A 17,761-nucleotide genomic window follows, 5' to 3' on the forward strand; every position below is an offset into this window, starting at 1 on the left:
ATCGACGGTAGGCACCGCCCTGCGGCCCGGGTGTCGCGATTGCCCGGAGCTGGCTCGAACAGCTCCTCGTCTGGCCTGAACTCCATTGAAAGCAAAGGAGGTTGGGGAGATTGGTGGTTCGTCCGGGGCGGGAGCGGAGTCCGGCCGGGGGCGGCCGTGTGCCTCCATGCCCGGGCGGCCCCTCAGGCCAGGAAGCCCCGGAGCAGGGCGGCCGTCCCGGCGAGGTGCTCCTCGGTGGCGCGGCGGGCGGCCTCGCCGTCGCCGTCCAGGATCGCCCGGACCATCGCCCGGTGCTGGTCGGCGGCGTGCTCGATGTTGCGGTCGAGCATCGGGATGGCGTTCAGCAGGTCGTTGAGGCGCATCCGGGCCTCGGCGATGCCGGTGGCCAGCGTGCGCGAGCCGGTGAGTTCGCCGACGGCGAGGTGGAAGCGCGAGTCCAGCTGGCGGTACCGCTCCGCGGGTGCGCCCTCCAGGTCGGCCAGCCGGCGCTCCAGGTAGGCGCGCTGGTCGGGGGAGAGGGTGCGCCGGGCGGCGGCCTCGGCGGCGCCGGTCTCCAGCACCAGGCGGTAGGTCAGCGCGTCCTCCAGTTCGCCGCCGAGGTCGCGGACGGCGCGGCGCAGCTCGCCGACGTCCGGCGGCGGCATCCGGTAGGTGACGAAGGTGCCGCCGTAGCGGCCGCGGCGCGACTCGACGCAGTCGGCCTCCTGGAGCGTGTGGAGGGCCTCGCGCAGGGTCTCGCGGCTGACCCCGAGCCGGGCGGCGAGGTCGCGTTCGGCGGGCAGCCGGTCGCCGTGCCCGAAGACCCCGAGCTTGATCGCCTGCAGCAGGCGTTCGACGGTCTCCTCGAAGGCGTTGCCGGTCCGGACGGGCCGGAAGATCGCCCCGGCCTGCCAGTCCAGGCGCGCCTGTTCGCGTGCTTCGTCGACGTCCACGCCGGAATCGTACCTATGAGCGCCCTCCGGCACGCACCTTCCGACTCGCGCCCCCGGAGCCCTTGACGCGGCCCTGCCGCTGGGTGAACGATGCTGCTCACCCACCTCAATGGTCTGGTTCCAGACCATTGGAGAGCCGCCCGACCGTCTGACCCGCCGGGAGCCGCGCACCACACCGCCGTGGTCGCGCACGGCCCGGCACACCCTCAACCCCCAGGGGTGCCCATGACCGACGAACGCTCACCCGACCACCCTGCCCCGCCGGTGTTTCCGGACGGCGCACCACCCGTTTCCGCCGACGAACAACGCCTCCGCGAGCTGGGCTACACCCAGGAGCTCGCCCGCTCGATGTCGGGATTCTCCAACTTCGCCGTCTCCTTCTCCATCGTCTCGATCCTGTCCGGCTGCCTCACCCTGTACGGGACGGGGATGAACGCGGGCGGACCCGCCATGATCATCTGGGGCTGGCCGGTGGTCGGCCTGCTGACGCTCTGCGTCGGGCTGGCGATGGCCGAGATCTGCTCCAGCTACCCGACCGCCGGCGGCCTCTACTACTGGTCCGCCAAACTCGCCCGCAGCCGGGGCCCGGCGTGGAGCTGGTTCACCGGCTGGTTCAACTTCCTCGGCCAGGTCGCGGTCACCGCCGGGGTCGACTACGGCGCCGCCTTCTTCACGAACGCCTTCCTCAGCCTCCAGTTCGGCTTCGCGGCCGGCCCCGCGCACACCGTGGAGATCTTCGCCGTCATCCTGGTGCTGCACGGCCTGCTCAACACCCGGGGCGTGCGGCTCGTCGCCTTCCTCAACAACCTGTCCGTCTGGTGGCACCTGGTCGGCGTCGCCGTCATCGTCGGGGTGCTCGTCCTCGTGCCGGACCGGCACGCCTCCGCGTCCTTCGTCCTCACCGAGTTCGTCAACAACACCGGCTTCCACAACCAGCTCTACGTGGCCATGCTCGGTCTGCTCCTCGCCCAGTACACCCTCACCGGCTACGACGCCTCCGCGCACATGACCGAGGAGACCCAGGACGCGGCCCGCTCCGGCCCGCGCGGCATCGTCAACGCCATCACCGTCTCCCTGGTGGCCGGCTGGATCCTGCTGCTCGGCATCACCTTCGCCATCCGCGACTACGACGGCGCGCTGCACAGCGACACCGGGGTGGCGCCGGCCCAGATCTTCATCGACGCGATCGGCACCAACGGCGCCGAGCTGCTCCTGCTGATCGTCATCGGTGCCCAGTTCTTCTGCGGCATGGCCTCCGTCACCGCCAACTCCCGTATGATCTACGCCTTCTCGCGCGACGGCGCACTGCCCGGCTCCGCCCTCTGGCACCGCATCGACCCGCGCACCCAGACCCCCACCAACGCGGTCTGGCTGGCGACCGGCGGCGCGCTCCTGCTCGGCCTGCCCGCGCTCTGGAACTCCACCGCGTACACCGCCGTCACCTCGATCTCGGTCATCGGCCTGTACATCTCCTACGTCATCCCGGTCTACCTGCGGCTGCGCCAGGGCGAGGCCTTCCCGCGCGGCCCGTGGCACCTGGGCCGCTGGAGCCGGCTGATCGGCGCCGTCGCGGTCGGCTGGACCGCCGTGATCACCGTCCTGTTCATGCTCCCCACCGTCAGCCCGATCACCGCCGAGAGCTTCAACTACACGCCCGTCGCCGTCACCGCGGTGGTCGGCTTCGCCGGCCTCTGGTGGCTCGCCTCCGCCCGCCACTGGTTCACCGGCCCCCGCATCCACGAGACCCCGCCGGGGCCCGCCGCACCGGACGCCGAAGACGCCGAACTGGAGATCCGTTGAACAGCAGGCTCACCCTCGACGAGCTGCGCGCCCGCGTGGCCGACGGCTCCGTCGACACCGTCGTGCTCGCGATGACCGACATGCAGGGCCGCCTCCAGGGCAAACGCGTCGCCGCCGGCTACTTCCTGACCGACGTCGTCCCGAACGCCGCCGAGGGCTGCGGCTACCTGCTCGCCGTCGACATCGACATGAACACCGTGGACGGCTACGACATCTCCTCCTGGGAGAGCGGCTACGGCGACCTCACCCTGCGCCCCGACCTCGCCACCCTGCGCGCGGTGCCCTGGCACCCGGCCACCGTCATGGTCCAGTGCGACATCACCCAGCACGACGGCACGCCCGTCGCCGTCTCCCCGCGCCAGGTGCTGCGCCGCCAGCTGGACCGGCTGGCCGGGTACGGCTGGCAGGCCCAGGCCGCCACCGAGCTGGAGTTCATCGTCTTCCGGGACACCTACGAACAGGCCTGGGACAAGGACTACACCAAGCTCACCCCGGCCAACCAGTACAACGTGGACTACTCCGTCCTCGGCACCGGCCGGATCGAACCCCTGCTGCGCAGGCTGCGCAACGGCATGGCGGGCGCCGGCCTCACCGTGGAGTCGGCGAAGGGCGAGTGCAACCTCGGCCAGCACGAGATCGCCTTCAAGTACGCCGACGCCCTCACCACCTGCGACGACCACTCCGTCTACAAGACCGGCGCCAAGGAGATCGCCGCGCAGGAGGGCTACAGCCTCACCTTCATGGCCAAGTACGACGAGCGCGAGGGCAACTCCTGCCACATCCACCTCAGCCTCCGCGACGAACAGGGCGCGCCGGTGTTCGCCGGGGACCGGCCGAACGGGTTCTCCCGCACCATGGAGCACTTCCTGGCCGGACAGCTCGCCTGCCTCGCGGACTTCGCGCTGCTGTTCGCCCCCACCGTCAACTCCTACAAGCGGTACGTACCCGGCAGCTTCGCGCCCACCGCGATCGCCTGGGGACGGGACAACCGCACCTGCGCCCTGCGGGTGGTCGGCCACGGCCCCTCGCTGCGCTTCGAGAACCGCGTCCCCGGCGGCGACGTCAACCCCTACCTCGCGGTCGCCGCCCTGATCGCGGCCGGCCTGCACGGCATCGAGCAACAGCTGGAACTCGAACCGGAGTTCACCGGGAACGCCTACGCCTCCGACGCCCCCCGGGTACCGGCCAACCTGCGCGACGCGGTCACCGCCTTCGAGCGGAGCGCCGCCGCGGGCGAGGCCTTCGGCAAGGACGTCGTCCGCCACTACGCCCACGCCGGCCGGGTCGAACTCGCCGCCTACGACCGGGCGGTGACCGACTGGGAGCGCCGCCGCGGCTTCGAACGGCTGTGACCGCGCCCGATGCCCCCGCCCGACACCGACCCGCCCCCCGGGCGCCCGACACCGATGCCCCCGCCCGACACCGACCCGCCCCCCGGGCGCCCGACACCGATGCCCCCGCCCGACACCGACCCGCCTCCGGCGACCGTGACCACAGAGAGCGACCGTGAACCCTGACCGACGCCCCCTGATCGGCATCACCAGCTACCAGGACGAGGCCGCCTGGTCCGTCTGGCGCCAGCGCGCCAGCCTCGTCCCGCAGACCTACGTGGACTCCGTCGCCGCGGCGGGCGGCACGCCCGTGCTGCTACCGCCGCAGCCCGGCGACGCCGGCCCTCTGCTGGACGCGCTGGACGGCCTGGTGCTGGCCGGCGGACCCGACATCGACCCCGCCCGCTACGCCGCCGAGGCCGACCCGCGGACCGGCCCACCGCACCAGGCCCGCGACGACTGGGAGCTGACCCTGCTGCGCGGCGCCCTCGACCGCGACCTGCCGGTGCTCGGCGTCTGCCGCGGCATGCAGCTGCTGAACGTCGCCCTCGGCGGCACCCTCCGGCAGCACCTGCCCGAGCGGAGCCACCAGGTCGTCCCGGCCGAGTTCGTCCGCCGCCGCGTCGACGTCGAGGCGGGCAGCCGACTGGCCGCCGTCCTCGGCCCGGCCGCCGAGGTCAACTGCTACCACCACCAGGCCACCGACCGCACCGGAAGCGGGCTGCGCGTCACCGCCCGGGCCGACGACGGGACGGTCGAAGCACTCGAACTGCCCGGCCACCGCTTCGCGCTGGGCGTCCAGTGGCACCCCGAGACGGACCCGGACGACCCGCGCCTGTTCCGCGCGCTCGTCGAGGCGAGCCGCCTTCCCGCCGATCACGCTTCCGCACGCCCCAGGGAGACGACCCGATGACCGACCCCGACCTCTACCAGGTGGTCAACCCCGCCACCGAGGAGGTGATCAGCACCGTCGAACTGGCCGGCCTCGCCGAGACCGACGCCGCCGTCGCCCGCGCCCGGGCCGCCTTCGACACCTGGCGCCGGGTCGCCCCCGCCGACCGGGCCCGGCTGCTGCGCGCCTTCGCCGCCGCCGTCGACGGCGACCGGGAGCACCTCGCCGCCCTGGAGGTGGCCAACGCCGGCCACACCATCGGCAACGCCCGCTGGGAGGCCGGCAACGCCCGCGACGTCATCGAGTACTACGCCGCCGCCCCCGAACGGCTCTTCGGCCGCCAGATCCCGGTGGCCGGCGGCCTTAACGTCACCTTCCAGGAACCGCTCGGCGTCGTCGGCGTCATCGTGCCCTGGAACTTCCCGATGCCGATCGCCGCCTGGGCCCTGGCCCCGGCGCTGGCCGCCGGCAACACCGTCATCGTCAAGCCCGCCGAACTCACCCCCCTCACCGCCTTGCGGCTGGGCGAACTCGCCCTCGAAGCCGGCCTCCCCGAGGGCGTGCTGCAGATCCTGCCCGGCCGCGGCCCGGTGGTCGGCGCACGCTTCGTCACCCACCCGGACGTGCGCAAGGTGGTGTTCACCGGCTCGACCCGGGTCGGCAAGGAGATCATGGCGGGCTGCGCCGCCCAGGTGAAGCCGGTCACCCTCGAACTCGGCGGCAAGAGCGCCAACCTCGTGTTCGCCGACGCCGACCTCGCCAAGGCCGCCGCCACCGCCCCCTACGCCGTCTTCGACAACGCCGGCCAGGACTGCTGCGCCCGCTCCCGGATCCTCGTCGAGGCCTCCGTCCACGACGAGTTCATGGCGCTGCTGGAGCCGGCCGTCCGGGCCGTGCGGGTCGGCGACCCGGCCGACGAGAAGACCGAGATGGGCCCGCTGATCTCCGCCGCCCACCACGCCCGGGTCGCCTCCTACGTCCGGGACGAGTCGGCGGTCGCGTTCCGGGGCACCGCCCCGGACGGCCCCGGCTTCTGGTTCCCGCCGACGGTGCTGGCGCCCGTCCGGCACGACGACCCGGCGTTCACCGAGGAGATCTTCGGACCGGTCGTCACCGTCGTCCCGTTCCGCGACGAGGAGGACGCGCTGCGGATCGCCAACGCCACCGAGTACGGCCTCTCCGGGTCCATCTGGACCAGGGACGTCGGCCGCGCACTGCGGGTCTCCCGCGGCGTCGAGGCCGGCAACCTCTCCGTCAACTCGCACTCGTCGGTGCGCTACTCGACGCCCTTCGGCGGCTTCAAGCAGTCCGGGCTCGGCCGCGAGCTCGGCCCGGACGCCCTCGCCGCCTTCACCCAGACCAAGAACGTTTTCATCTCCACGGAGGAATGATCAGCATGAGCGAGCGACTCGACGGCCGGGTGGCCGTCATCACCGGCGCGGGCAGCGGCATCGGTCTGGCCACCGCCCGGCGGTTCGCCGCCGAGGGCGCCAAGGTGGTCTGCGTGGACCTCGACCCGGAGACCGGGTCCAAGGCCGCCAACGAGGTCGGCGGCCTCTTCATCCAGGCCGACGTCACCGACGAGGACGCCGTCCGCGACCTCTTCCAGCGGGCCGTGGACGAGTACGGGCGGCTCGACATCGCCTTCAACAACGCGGGCATCTCCCCGCCGGACGACGACTCGATCCTCACCACCGGCCTGGACGCCTGGAAGCGCGTCCAGGAGGTCAACCTGACCTCCGTCTACCTCTGCTGCAAGTACGCGATCCCGCACATGCAGCGCCAGGGCAGGGGCTCGATCATCAACACCGCCTCCTTCGTGGCGGTGATGGGCGCCGCCACCTCGCAGATCTCCTACAGCGCCTCCAAGGGCGGGGTACTGGCGATGTCGCGCGAGCTGGGCGTGCAGTTCGCCCGCGAGGGCATCCGCGTCAACGCCCTCTGCCCGGGGCCGGTCAACACCCCGCTGCTCCAAGAGCTCTTCGCCAAGGACCCGGAGCGCGCTGCCCGCCGCCTCGTCCACATCCCCGTCGGCCGCTTCGCCGAGCCGGAGGAGATCGCCGCGGCGGTCGCCTTCCTGGCCTCCGACGACTCGTCCTTCATGACCGCCAACACCTTCCTCGTCGACGGCGGCATCTCCGGCGCTTACGTCACCCCGCAGTAGTCCCCACCGCACCGCCAGGACCGGCCGGCGCACCACGGGGTGCGCCGGCCGGCCGCTTGACGATCACTGGCCGTGGCGTCCGGGGCGACGTCGCGGCGATCTCGCGTGGGCACTCCGTGAGAACGCTCCGAGGTGAGGCTCCGGCCACCGTGAAGCGGAAACCCGGTGTGCGTGCAACCTTTCGACCCGCTCATCGCATCTACCTGATGTCAGGGTGCTGTGAGGGGGAGGGGTGCTTCAGGTGTAGTCACGGACACGCGGACCCGGGGCGGGTGTCGGCGCCCGGTCGTCGCCGGACCGGTGGTTCGTCAGCGTTCTCCTCATCGGCGGGGTCTTCTCGGGAATTCACCGGAGACCCTTTTCCGCATGCCGTCCGAAGAAATGCGCGGCGGAATTCACGGGCAGGCTCCGGGTATCTGTGACACGGCCGGGACACCACCGTTCGACTGATCGTTCGATGCGTCAGAAATGGGCGCTAGCATTCCGGCATGGCTTCTCAACTTCCCCCGACATGGAATGCGTCCGACGCCGGAGAGAACCCGCCGGCGCGAAGTTCGCCGTTGCGGCTGGTCCGCCACGGTGGGACCTTCCTGGGCGTGAGCGTGGTGTCCGGTGCGCTGCTGGCCGGTGTGGCCCTGCCCGCCGTCGGCGCGTTCGGGCTGACCGCCAAGAGCACGGCGGAGAGCTTCGAGGACATTCCGGGCGAATTCAAGACGCCGCCGCTGACGCAGGCCACGCAGATCTTCGACGCCAAGGGCGGGCTGATCGCCAAGGTCTACGAGCGCGACCGCACCGTCATTCCCGCCGACCAGATGTCCCCGTTCATGCGCCAGGCGCAGGTCGACATCGAGGACGCGCGGTTCTACGAGCACGGCGCCGTGGACCTCAAGGGCGTGCTGCGGGCGGCCGGCAAGAACGCGGAGAGCGGCACCGCCTCGCAGGGTGCCTCGACGCTGACCCAGCAGTACGTGAAGAACGTCAATGTGGAGAAGGCCGGCGAGGACCAGGCGGCCGTCCTGGAGGCGCAGCGCAAGACGCTGGGCCGCAAGATCCAGGAGCTGAAGGTCGCCATCAAACTGGAAGAGGAGATGACGAAGGACGAGATCCTCACCAACTACCTGAACATCACCTTCTACGGTCACGGCGCGTACGGGGTGGAGGCGGCCTCGCAGCGCTACTTCGGCAAGAGCAACAAGGACCTCACCGTCGCCGAGGCCGCCACGCTGGCCGGCATGGTGCAGAACCCCTCGCTGTACGACCCGGTGCGCTTTCCGGAGAACACGGTGAAGCGCCGGAACGTGGTGCTCGACAAGATGGTCGAGAACAAGCACCTCACCGCGGACCAGGCGAAGGAGGCGAAGGCCGCGCCGCTGGGTCTGCAGTACCGGGAGCCGCAGAACGGCTGCATCACTGCCCAGGCGGGCATGGGCTTCTTCTGCGACTACGTCCGGCACGTGGTGAAGCAGGATCCGGCGTTCGGCGCGAGTGCCGCCGAGCGGAAGAGGTTCTGGGACCAGGGCGGTCTCAACATCTACACCACCATGGACCCGGACAAGCAGGCCGCCGCCCAGAACGCGGTGACCACCAAAGTGAAGGTCACCGACTCGGTGTCGGCCGCCGCGACGATGATGGAGCCGGGCACCGGCAAGATCCTGGCGATGGCCCAGACCCGCCCCTACGGCCTGGACGCGAAGAAGAACCAGACGGTCGTCAACCTCAACGTCGACGCGGCGATGGGCGGCGGCAACGGCTTCCAGCCCGGGTCGACCTTCAAGCCGATCGTCGCGGCCGCCGCGATGGAGGCGGGCCTGTCGCCGGTCACCGAGTACTCCTCCCCGAACAAGCTCGAGTACCCGACGATGAAGACCTGTGCGGGCACCTGGAAGAACACCGACAAGCCCAAGACGGTGGTGCCGAACGAGTCCGCCAGTGAGAAGGGCCCCTACCAGCTGAAGGAGGCGATGGCCCGCTCGATCAACACCTACTTCGTGCAGATGGAGCAGGAGATCGGCCTCTGCTCGGTCAAGCAGATGGCGAACAAGCTCGGCATCACCACCCGGGCCAGCGGCAAGCCCCTGGACGAGGTGCCGGCGATGGCGCTGGGCGTGGAGGAGATGAGCCCGCTGACCATGGCCAACGTCTACGCGACCTTCGCCGCCGGGGGCAAGTACTGCGCCCCGACCGCGATCAACAAGATCACCACCGTGGACGGCAAGGACGTCGCCGTCCCGGTCGCCAACTGCGGCCAGGCGTTCTCCGATTCGACGGCCCAGGTGCTGAACACCATCCTCAACGGCGTGACCGCGGACGGCACCGGCTCGGCGCTCAACCTGGAGGGCGACCGGCAGATCGCCGGCAAGACCGGCACCTCGGACAAGAAGCGGGCCGCCTGGTTCAGCGGTTACACCCCGCAGCTCGCCACGTCGGTCTGGCTCGGCGGGCCGGCCGGCGGTGTCGAGATGCGCAACATCACCATCGGGGGCAAGCACTTCTCGGAGGTGTTCGGCGCCGACGGCCCCGGCCCGATCTGGCAGCTGGCGATGAACCTGGCCCTTCGCGGGGAGCCGAAGAAGTCCTTGAAGATGGCCGACATCCCCGACCCGGCGCCGAAGACCGACCCCAGTGCCAGCGGCTCGACCCCGCCGTCCGCTCCGCCGGCCACCACCCCGGCCGGTCCGCAGCACTGACGCCCGCGGATGGTCGGGGTGCGCGCCCCGACCACCTGCCGTGGTTCTCCCGTCGCCGGGCTGCCGGACAACCGGGCGGCCCGGCAGCCCGGCGGCTCAGGGGCGGTGTCGGAGGCGCCCGTTAGCCTGGCGCCATGCCTTTGCTGAGTCACGCCGTGCTGACCGACCCGGAGTTCCTCGTCCCACCGGTCCCCGACTCCCCGCCGGGCGGCGTCGCCTGGCTGAGGTCGTCCGTCGCGCGCTTCAGCAGCGGCGCGGCCCACCGCCGCAGACGTGCGCTGGCGGAGGCCGAGCTGGCGTCCGTCGACCCGGACGCTCTTCGGCTGCGGGCGGCCGAGCGGGGGGACGGGCCGGTCGAGGTGCTCGCCGAGGCGCTCGGCCTGCCGCCGGAGGTGGCCGGGGACGTCGCCGTCGTGGCGGCGTCGTACCAGCCGCACACCGCGGTCACGGAGGAGGCGGACCGGGCGCTCGCCCGGCTGGTCGAGGTGTGCGGAGGTGTCGCCGACGAGGCCACGGCCAACCGGATCGGGCTGCTCGTCCAGGCCTGCGACGCGACCAAGGCCCTGGTGGCCCACACGGCGGCGGGGCGCACCGATCCGCCGGTGCCCCTGACCCGCCGGGTGGCGCCGGACGGCACGCTCGTGGAGGTCGGCCTGGCGGACGAACCGTTCGGCGCCGGCCCGCACGCCTGCCCCGGCCGTGCGCACGCGCTCGCCCTCGCGGCCGGCCTGGTGGAGGCGACGGCCCGATGACCACCGCCTTCCACGCCCTGCACCACGCGGACCGGCCGTTGCTGCTGCCCAACGCCTGGGACTTCGCCTCGGCCGCGGCGCTGTCCGCCGCCGGGTTCGCCGCCATCGGCACCACCAGCCTCGGCGTGGCCGCGGCCAACGGCATTCCCGACGCCGCGGGCCTGGCCCGGGACGAGACCGTGGCACTGGCCGGGCGGCTGGTCCGGCTGCCCTGTCCGGTCACCGTCGACATCGAGGCCGGCTTCAGTACGGACCCGGCCGAAGTGGGCGACCTGGCAGTCGAGTTGGCCGAGCTGGGAGTCGCCGGGGTCAACCTGGAGGACGGCCGCGACGACCACCTGGCCGACCCCGCGGCGCAGGAGGCGCTGGTCCGCGAGGTGAAGCGCCGGGCGCCGGGGATCTTCCTCAACGCCCGCACGGACACCTACTGGCTCGGGGTCGAGGCCTCGGTGCCCGCGACGCTGGACCGGGCGCGACGGTACGTGGACGCGGGCGCCGACGGCGTCTTCGTGCCCGGCCTGGCGCGCGAGGAGGACATCGCCGCCGTGACGGCCGCGGTGCCGGTCCCGGTGAACGTCCTGCACCTGCCGGCGCTGGGCCTGGACCGGCTGGCGGAGCTGGGCGTGCGCCGGGTCAGCACCGGCTCCCTGCTGTTCCGTGCGGCCCTGGGCGCCGCGGTCGGCACGGCGGTCGCCGTCCGGGACGGCGGACAGCTGCCCGCCGGCATCCCCGGCTACGCGGAGGTCGACGCGCTCAGCGGCTAGCCCGGGGCCGACCGGCCGGGGTGGCCGACGCCGCCGCACGGGGCAGGCGCCGGACACCCCGGCGGTCCGGGGAGGTCACGGCGTGGCGTGGCGGAGGATGTCGAGGACTTCGTCGGTGATCGCGGCCTCGTTCCGTTCCAGGTCCGGGCCGGTGAGCCGGTCGGCGTGCTCGGGGAGGCCGGTGAGCACGGGGGTGTGGAGGTGGCCGCCGGGCAGCCGCGGGGCGAGTTCCAGCCGCAGTCGATTGGAGCGGTAGGCCACCTCGTTGGACAGGTACCCGCCGCCCCCGCCCTCGACGGCCCGGGAGCCCGGGGTGGGACCGTCCTCGCGGTCGACCGGCGCGTCGCCCCCGGCGGGGATCTCGGTGACCACGGTGTTCAGCTGGACGGGGTACGGCTGCTGCACGGCGGTCATGGCCGCGGCGGGCAGGGTGGTGGCGATGAACTCGGCACCGGGCCCCATGCCCGGGGCGGTCACCGGGTGCTCCCGGGTGCCGCCGGAGAGCGTGCCGGTGTTGTCCGGGTACGGGTCGGCGGAGCGGGCGCGGCCGGCCCAGGCCTCCACGGTGAACAGCCCGGGGTAGCCCTGGCTGATGGTGGTGATCTGGTCGGCGGACCGCGGGCCGGGGGAGAGGCGCGGGCCGAAGGCGCGCTCGACGATGCCGTGGTCGAAGTCGGCGTAGCGGACGGGGAGCAGTACGGCCCGGATCTCGGCCCGGGTGCCGTCCGCCAGGGTGATCCGCAGACCGTTCAGCCGCAGGGCGGCGGCTCCGGAGGGGTTGGCACGGCGGAGCTCGCCGTCGAGGCCGAAGGGGTCGAAGCCGCTGACGAACACCCGGCGCAGGCCCGGCGTCCCGCTGAACTCGTTGTCCAGCAGCCCGCGGGAGGCGTCCTCGAACCGCGAGCGGAGGTCGGCGGTGTCGACGGGGAAGGCGGGCTGCCACTGGGCGAGCCGGACGGTCATGGCCAGCCGCGTCCAGTAGAGCGGGCGGTCGTCCCGGGCGGGCAGGTCGCCGCCGCGCCGCCGGTCCTGGGCGCGGTCCACCGCCGCCCGCCAGAGCGCCCGGCCCCAGGCGTCCACGAGCTCCCGGGCCTCGGCGGCGTTCCGCGCGGAGCACAGGGCGGCGGGGAACCTCCCGACGAAGTCACCGAGCCCGGCCCGCTCGGTGAAGGCGGCCGCCCTCGGATCCGCCAGCCGTGCCTGTTCGGCGTCGACCGGGGGCGCGGTGGCGGTGCGACAGGCGGGCTGGGCCTGGGCCGCCGCGCTGGTCGGGAACAGGGGGAGGGCGAGCGCGCCGACGAGGCTCGCGGCCAGGAGATAGCGGGTGCATGTCATGAAGTGTGACATTACATCGGTCTGCTGACGCTCCGCCAGATCGCCCCGGGGCGGCCTGCCCCGCCGCTGCCGGCGGCGCCGGGCCCCGGCGTGGACGGTTGACACCGTCGTACCCCGGTCCCTAGCGTGAGGCGCTCCGTCATTACCGGCCGGTAGGGAACGCTCATGGACGCCGAACGCCCGTACGACCTGGTCCTGTTCGGTGCCACCGGCTTCACCGGCGCACTGACGGCCGAGTACCTGGCCCGGAACGCGCCGGCCGGCTGCCGCTGGGCGCTGGCCGGCCGCACCCGGGGCAAGCTGGAGGCGCTGCGCGCGCACCTCGCCACCCTGGAGCCGGGCTGCGCCGACCTCCCGCTGCTCATCGCGGACTCCACCGACCCCGGCTCGCTGCGGGAGGTGGCGGCCGCGGCCCGGGTGGTGGTCTCCACCGTCGGCCCCTACCTCAGCCACGGGGAGCCGCTGGTGGCCGCCTGCGCGGACGCCGGCACCGACTACGTCGACCTCACCGGCGAACCCGAGTTCGTCGACCGGATGTACCTGCTGCACCACCGCCGGGCCGTCGAGACCGGCGCCCGGCTGGTGCACTCCTGCGGCTTCGACTCGGTGCCGCACGACCTGGGAGTGCTCTTCACCCTGGAGCGGATGCGCGAACTCGGCGCCCTGCCCGACGGCGCCGCGGTCTCGGTACGGGGCTTCGTCCGGGCCGGCGGGACGTTCTCCGGCGGCACCTTCGCCTCCGCGCTGACCGTGATGTCCCGCCCCCGCGCGGCCGCCCGGGCGGCCCGGGAACGCCGCGCCGCCGACCCCCGTCCGGCCGGCCGCAGGATCAGCGCCAAGGCCGGACCGGTCCGGCGGTCGGCCGAGGCCCGCGCCTGGGCGGTGCCGATGCCCACCATCGATCCGCTGGTGGTCGCCCGCTCGGCCGCCGCGCGGCCGGACTACGGCCCGGTCTTCCGCTACGGCCACTACGCGGCGGTCCGGCGGCTCCCGGTGCTGCTGGCCGGCGGCGCCGGACTCGCCCTGCTGGCGCTCGCCGCCCAACTGCCACCGCTGCGAAGGGCGCTGACCGGCCTGCGCAAGCCCGGCGCGGGGCCCAGCGCCGAGCAGCGCGCGGCCTCCTGGTTCACCGTCCGCTTCGTCGGCGAGACCGGCCCCGGTCAACGGGTCTTCACCGAGGTGTCCGGGGGCGACCCGGGCTACACGGAGACCGCCAAGATGCTCGCCGAGTCGGCGCTCAGCCTCGCCTACGACGAACTGCCGCCCACCGCCGGCCAGGTCACCCCGGCGGTGGCGATGGGCAGCGCGCTGATCGACCGCCTGACCGCGGCCGGTCTGCGCTTCACCGTCCTGGACGCTCCGCCGGCCACCGCCCCGAGCCGGGGTTAGCGCCGGGCACCACGACGGCAGGGCCCCAACGCCCCGGCCCGGCCCGCCCCGGCCGGGCCGGGGCGTCGGTCAGGACAGGATCTCGACGAACCCGTCGGTCCCGTGCACGCGGATCCGCTGCCCGTCCCGGATCAGCCGGGTGGCCCGCTCGACGCCGACGACGGCCGGCAGGCCGTACTCCCGGGCGATGACCGCGCCGTGGGTCATCAGGCCGCCCACCTCCGTCACCAGCCCCGCGATGCCGACGAACACCGGCGACCAGCTGGGGTCCGTGAAGGCCGTGACCAGGATGTCGCCCGCTTCGAGATCGGCCTTCGCCATGTCGAGGACGACACGGGCCCTTCCCTCGACCGTCCCGGCGGACACCGGTACGCCGACCAGGGCCCCGGCCGGCACGTCGTCGCGCCGGTACGACCCGGTGAGGGCCTCACCGTCCGAGGTGAGCACCCGGGGCGGCGTGAGCGCGTGGTACGAGCGGAACGCGTCCTCGCGCCGCCGGAGGAGCCCGGCGTCCACCCGGTGCGTTCGCACGACGGTGTGGAGTTCCTGGAACGTGAGGTGGAAGGCGTCCTCCCGCTCGGTCAGCACACCGGCCTCCACCAGGCGTTCGGCCTCCCGGAGCAGGGCCTGCTTGTAGACGGCGTAGCGGCTGATGATGCCGTACTTGGGGTACTCCCGGTACCCGATGAAGGTGCGGACCCGGTCGATCATCGCCTTGGTCTCGGCGGCCTTGAGGTCCCCCTCCGGCAGGGCCCGCAGGCGGGTGAGCACGTCCTGTTCCTTCTGCTCGGCCTTCCGCCGCCCCTGCTCGAAGCGGCGTGCGGCGGCGCCCGGTTCGAAGTTCCGGACGTGGTCGAGGATCACGGGCACCAGCGTGTCGGGGCGCTCGCGCCACCGCGGCCTGGTGATGTCGATCTCGCCGACGCAGCGCATGCCGTACCGGTCGAGGTAGGCCTCGATGGCGTCCCGCGCCTCGGTCCCGCCCGCGAGCTTCGCCAGGTCGTCCAGGAAGTCCTCGTCCCCGACGCCCCGCAGGAACGCCACCACCTCCGGGTGCGGGCGGATCACGTCCGCGACGTCGAGCAGCGCCAGCCCCATCTCCGACGTGACGTTGTCAGGGGCGGACAGCGTCAGGGTGTCGGCCGCGTTCTTCTCGCCCAGCCACTCCCGCAGCTTGTCGTTGAGCCACCAGGTGGCCTCCATCCCCGCCATGATCGCCTGGAGGCTCAGCGGGTCGCTGAGCACCCGCTTGTGCTCCTCGAAGGCCTCCAGCAGGAAGTCGAACAGCGCCGGTCCGATCTTCGTCCGGATGTCGCGCTCCAGAGCGGCGACGGACGCCCGGCTGCGTTCGATCAGCCCGGTGACGATCGCCGGATCGGTCGCGATCGGGGTGGGCGCGCCACCGGCCGGCGGGCCGACGGGCGCCGCGTCCGGGACCGTCGGGACGAAGTCACCGCGGTCCAGGACGGTCTCCAGCGCGTCCCTGACCAGCGGATCGCCCCTCCCGATGAGGTCCAGGAGGGCGACCCGGCCGGTGGGCGAGGCGAGGCGCGGGGTGACGTCCACGAACAGCCTGCCGCCGGCCTCGTGCATCGCCACCATGGCCGTCAGCTGCCACATGGAGTACCCCAGCGGCTTCATGGGGTCGGTCATCATCTGACCGTGACCGACGGAGACGTAGACGTGGTTCTCCCGGTCGCCGCGCTCGGGGACGGGGAACAGCGTCGTGACCGGCCGGCTCTGCACGATCCGGAAGCCGTCGTCGACCAGGCACCACTCGATGTCCTGCGGGGTGCCGAAGTGCGCCTCGATCCGCCGCCCGAGCCGCACGAGCCGGAGGACCTGCGCATCCGTCAGCGCGGGCTGCTCGCGGCGCCGCGGCTCGACCGCCACCTCCCGCGTACCGCCGCCCGGCAGGGCGTACAGGGCGCGCTGCTTGGCGGCGATCGTCCGGACGACGATCTCGTCGCCGCGCACCTTGAAGACGTCCGGGTTCACCAGCCCGGAGACCAGGGCCTCGCCGAGGCCGAAACCGGCGTCCACGGTGGCGACCGTCCGGTCGCCCGTGACGGGGTCGGCCGTGAACAGGATGCCGGCCGCCTCCGGGAGGACCATCCGCTGCACGACCACGGCCATCCGGACCGTACGGTCGTCGATGCCGTTGCGCCGGCGGTAGACCACCGCCCGCTCGGTGAACAGCGAGGCCCAGCACAGGCTGACGTGCCGGAGGATCGCCGCCGGCCCCACGACGTTCAGATAGGTGTCCTGCTGGCCGGCGAAGGAGGCCGTCGGCAGGTCCTCCGCCGTCGCGCTGGAGCGGACGGCGTAGGCGGCCCGCTCGCCGAACCGGCCGAGTGCGCCGGTGATCTCCGCCGCGAGGTCGTGGGGGAGGGCGATCTCCTCGACGGCCCGGCGAATCCGTGCGCTGAGGGTGCGGACCCCCTCGCGGTCGTCCGGGTCCAGGCGCGAGAGTCGGTCGAGCAGACCGTCGATCGACGGAGCCTCCGCCATGATCCGCCGGAAGGCGTCCGTCGTCACGCAGAAGCCGTCCGGTACGTGGACGCCTTCGATCCGCGAGAGCGCGCCCAGGTGGGCGCCCTTGCCGCCGGCGATCGCGCTCTGGCTCTCGTCCAGCTCATGAAGATCCCGCACGTACTGCTCACTCATTGCCGTACCTCCGGGGCAGCCGTCTTCCCTTGCGCTGCGGCGGCCGGTCGGATCACCGGCGCCCTCGATCTCGTCGAACTTCCTGTCGAGCACGTTCCTCATTCCCGCCGGCCGTTCCGCCGGCGTGTCGGCCGGGGCGTGCCCCCACGCATCCGCACCGGGCACCGGCGACTCCACCGCTGGTCCCGCCGCTGGCCCCGACTCTGGTCCTGCCCCTGATTCGACGCCACCGTGCCCGCCGTGCGTCGACAGCGACACACGGCCGGCGCACCCCGATTTCCGCAGGTGGTGGCTTCGGCCGACGATTCTGCACCGTGCCGGGGGCCTTGCGGCAAGCCCCCCGCTGCGCTATATCTTGATAACGGCAAGGAGAGTCTTCTCCTTGCCTTCGCCATTTCCGGGCCCATTCCCGTCCGATGGAATGACGAGCTTCTCGCACGTGCGGGCCCACCGCCGTCCGCCGGATTCGGACGTGGAGCGGGTGGGGTGGTTCGCCCGGCGTGGTGCGTGAGGTGGGCACGTGCCGGGTCCGCACCAGCGGTGCTGCTGTTTTCGGCCGAGCCGCGTCGGACCCGGGTGGGTTGTGTAGGCGTTTTCACAGGTGGCGGCGCCGGTTCCGGTTTGCGGTGCTCCATGATCCGATGGCTTCCGGCCGAACTTCCCGAGGCCCATTGCCGCAGGTGCCGGGACTGGTGGAGGCTCCCCTTCAGACAGCGAGGGTGCGGCCTCCAGGTGTTCCTCTACGAGATTGGACTACACCATCATGGCGATTCGCAGAGTGGTCTCCTCCGTGGCCCTGGCCGGCGTCCTGGCCGGCGGCGCGCTCCTGGCGGCCCCGGCCGCCCAGGCGACCGGCTTCACCTACATCGGGATGTACCCGAGCGCTGCCGCGTGCGAGACCGCGGGCAAGGCCTACGTGTCGTCAGGCCAGGCGGTCACCTACTTCTGTGACGCGGCCCCGAACACGGCCCGCCTCTCCGTCTGGTTCTACTGATCCGCCAGCTGTATTGACCCGCGGGGCCGGTACCCGGAAGGGGGCCGGCCCCGC

General features: G+C 72.8%; 13 protein-coding genes. 10 read left to right on the forward strand and 3 right to left on the reverse strand.

Annotated elements, in window-relative coordinates; all coding sequences use genetic code 11:
- Positions 1–182 precede the first annotated feature (182 nt).
- On the reverse strand, positions 183–932 hold the full coding sequence (locus ACZ34W_RS25330) for a FadR/GntR family transcriptional regulator (RefSeq protein ID WP_329485424.1): 750 nt from the start codon (positions 930–932) through the stop codon (positions 183–185).
- A 225-nt stretch (positions 933–1,157) separates the two neighbouring features.
- Between ACZ34W_RS25330 and ACZ34W_RS25335 the strand changes: the two genes are divergently transcribed.
- The 8 genes from ACZ34W_RS25335 (at position 1,158) to ACZ34W_RS25370 (ending at position 11,322) form a co-directional block, all read left to right on the forward strand.
- Positions 1,158–2,732: an amino acid permease gene (locus ACZ34W_RS25335; RefSeq protein WP_465607308.1), complete on the forward strand. Its 1,575-nt coding sequence runs from the start codon at positions 1,158–1,160 to the stop codon at positions 2,730–2,732.
- Complete coding sequence (locus ACZ34W_RS25340; RefSeq protein ID WP_329485423.1) at positions 2,729–4,084, forward strand: glutamine synthetase family protein; 1,356 nt, start codon at positions 2,729–2,731, stop codon at positions 4,082–4,084. The genes ACZ34W_RS25335 and ACZ34W_RS25340 overlap by 4 nt, the downstream gene beginning before the upstream one ends.
- Positions 4,085–4,238: 154 nt before the next feature.
- Positions 4,239–4,976, forward strand: coding sequence for a gamma-glutamyl-gamma-aminobutyrate hydrolase family protein (locus tag ACZ34W_RS25345; RefSeq protein ID WP_465607310.1), 738 nt, complete (start codon positions 4,239–4,241; stop codon positions 4,974–4,976).
- Positions 4,973–6,346: an aldehyde dehydrogenase family protein gene (locus ACZ34W_RS25350; protein WP_465607311.1), complete on the forward strand. Its 1,374-nt coding sequence runs from the start codon at positions 4,973–4,975 to the stop codon at positions 6,344–6,346. Before ACZ34W_RS25345 ends, ACZ34W_RS25350 begins: the two co-directional genes overlap by 4 nt.
- On the forward strand, positions 6,343–7,119 hold the full coding sequence (locus tag ACZ34W_RS25355) for a 3-oxoacyl-ACP reductase (protein WP_465607313.1): 777 nt from the start codon (positions 6,343–6,345) through the stop codon (positions 7,117–7,119). The genes ACZ34W_RS25350 and ACZ34W_RS25355 overlap by 4 nt, the downstream gene beginning before the upstream one ends.
- 596 nt (positions 7,120–7,715) lie before the next feature.
- The gene (locus ACZ34W_RS25360; RefSeq protein WP_465607315.1) at positions 7,716–9,806 is read left to right on the forward strand and encodes a transglycosylase domain-containing protein; all 2,091 of its coding nucleotides are present in this window, start codon (positions 7,716–7,718) and stop codon (positions 9,804–9,806) included.
- Positions 9,807–9,940: 134 nt separating this feature from the next.
- Positions 9,941–10,558, forward strand: coding sequence for a hypothetical protein (locus ACZ34W_RS25365; RefSeq protein WP_329485418.1), 618 nt, complete (start codon positions 9,941–9,943; stop codon positions 10,556–10,558).
- Positions 10,555–11,322: an isocitrate lyase/PEP mutase family protein gene (locus tag ACZ34W_RS25370; RefSeq protein WP_465607317.1), complete on the forward strand. Its 768-nt coding sequence runs from the start codon at positions 10,555–10,557 to the stop codon at positions 11,320–11,322. The genes ACZ34W_RS25365 and ACZ34W_RS25370 overlap by 4 nt, the downstream gene beginning before the upstream one ends.
- A 75-nt stretch (positions 11,323–11,397) precedes the next feature.
- Here ACZ34W_RS25370 and ACZ34W_RS25375 read toward each other — a convergent pair whose 3' ends face one another.
- Positions 11,398–12,657: a pyroglutamyl peptidase gene (locus ACZ34W_RS25375; protein WP_329485416.1), complete on the reverse strand. Its 1,260-nt coding sequence runs from the start codon at positions 12,655–12,657 to the stop codon at positions 11,398–11,400.
- A gap of 165 nt (positions 12,658–12,822) precedes the next feature.
- Between ACZ34W_RS25375 and ACZ34W_RS25380 the strand changes: the two genes are divergently transcribed.
- Positions 12,823–14,046: a saccharopine dehydrogenase family protein gene (locus ACZ34W_RS25380; RefSeq protein ID WP_465607320.1), complete on the forward strand. Its 1,224-nt coding sequence runs from the start codon at positions 12,823–12,825 to the stop codon at positions 14,044–14,046.
- A gap of 69 nt (positions 14,047–14,115) precedes the next feature.
- On the opposite strand, the gene rph is transcribed toward ACZ34W_RS25380, so the two are convergent.
- Positions 14,116–16,713, reverse strand: a complete 2,598-nt coding sequence (gene rph / locus ACZ34W_RS25385) for a rifamycin-inactivating phosphotransferase (RefSeq protein WP_465607322.1) — start codon at positions 16,711–16,713, stop codon at positions 14,116–14,118.
- A 763-nt stretch (positions 16,714–17,476) separates the two neighbouring features.
- Here rph and ACZ34W_RS25390 point away from each other — a divergent pair.
- Positions 17,477–17,707, forward strand: a complete 231-nt coding sequence (locus ACZ34W_RS25390; protein ID WP_329485413.1) for a hypothetical protein — start codon at positions 17,477–17,479, stop codon at positions 17,705–17,707.
- The last annotated feature ends 54 nt before the right edge of the window (positions 17,708–17,761 follow it).

This window comes from Kitasatospora sp. NPDC022856 (assembly GCF_055561235.1).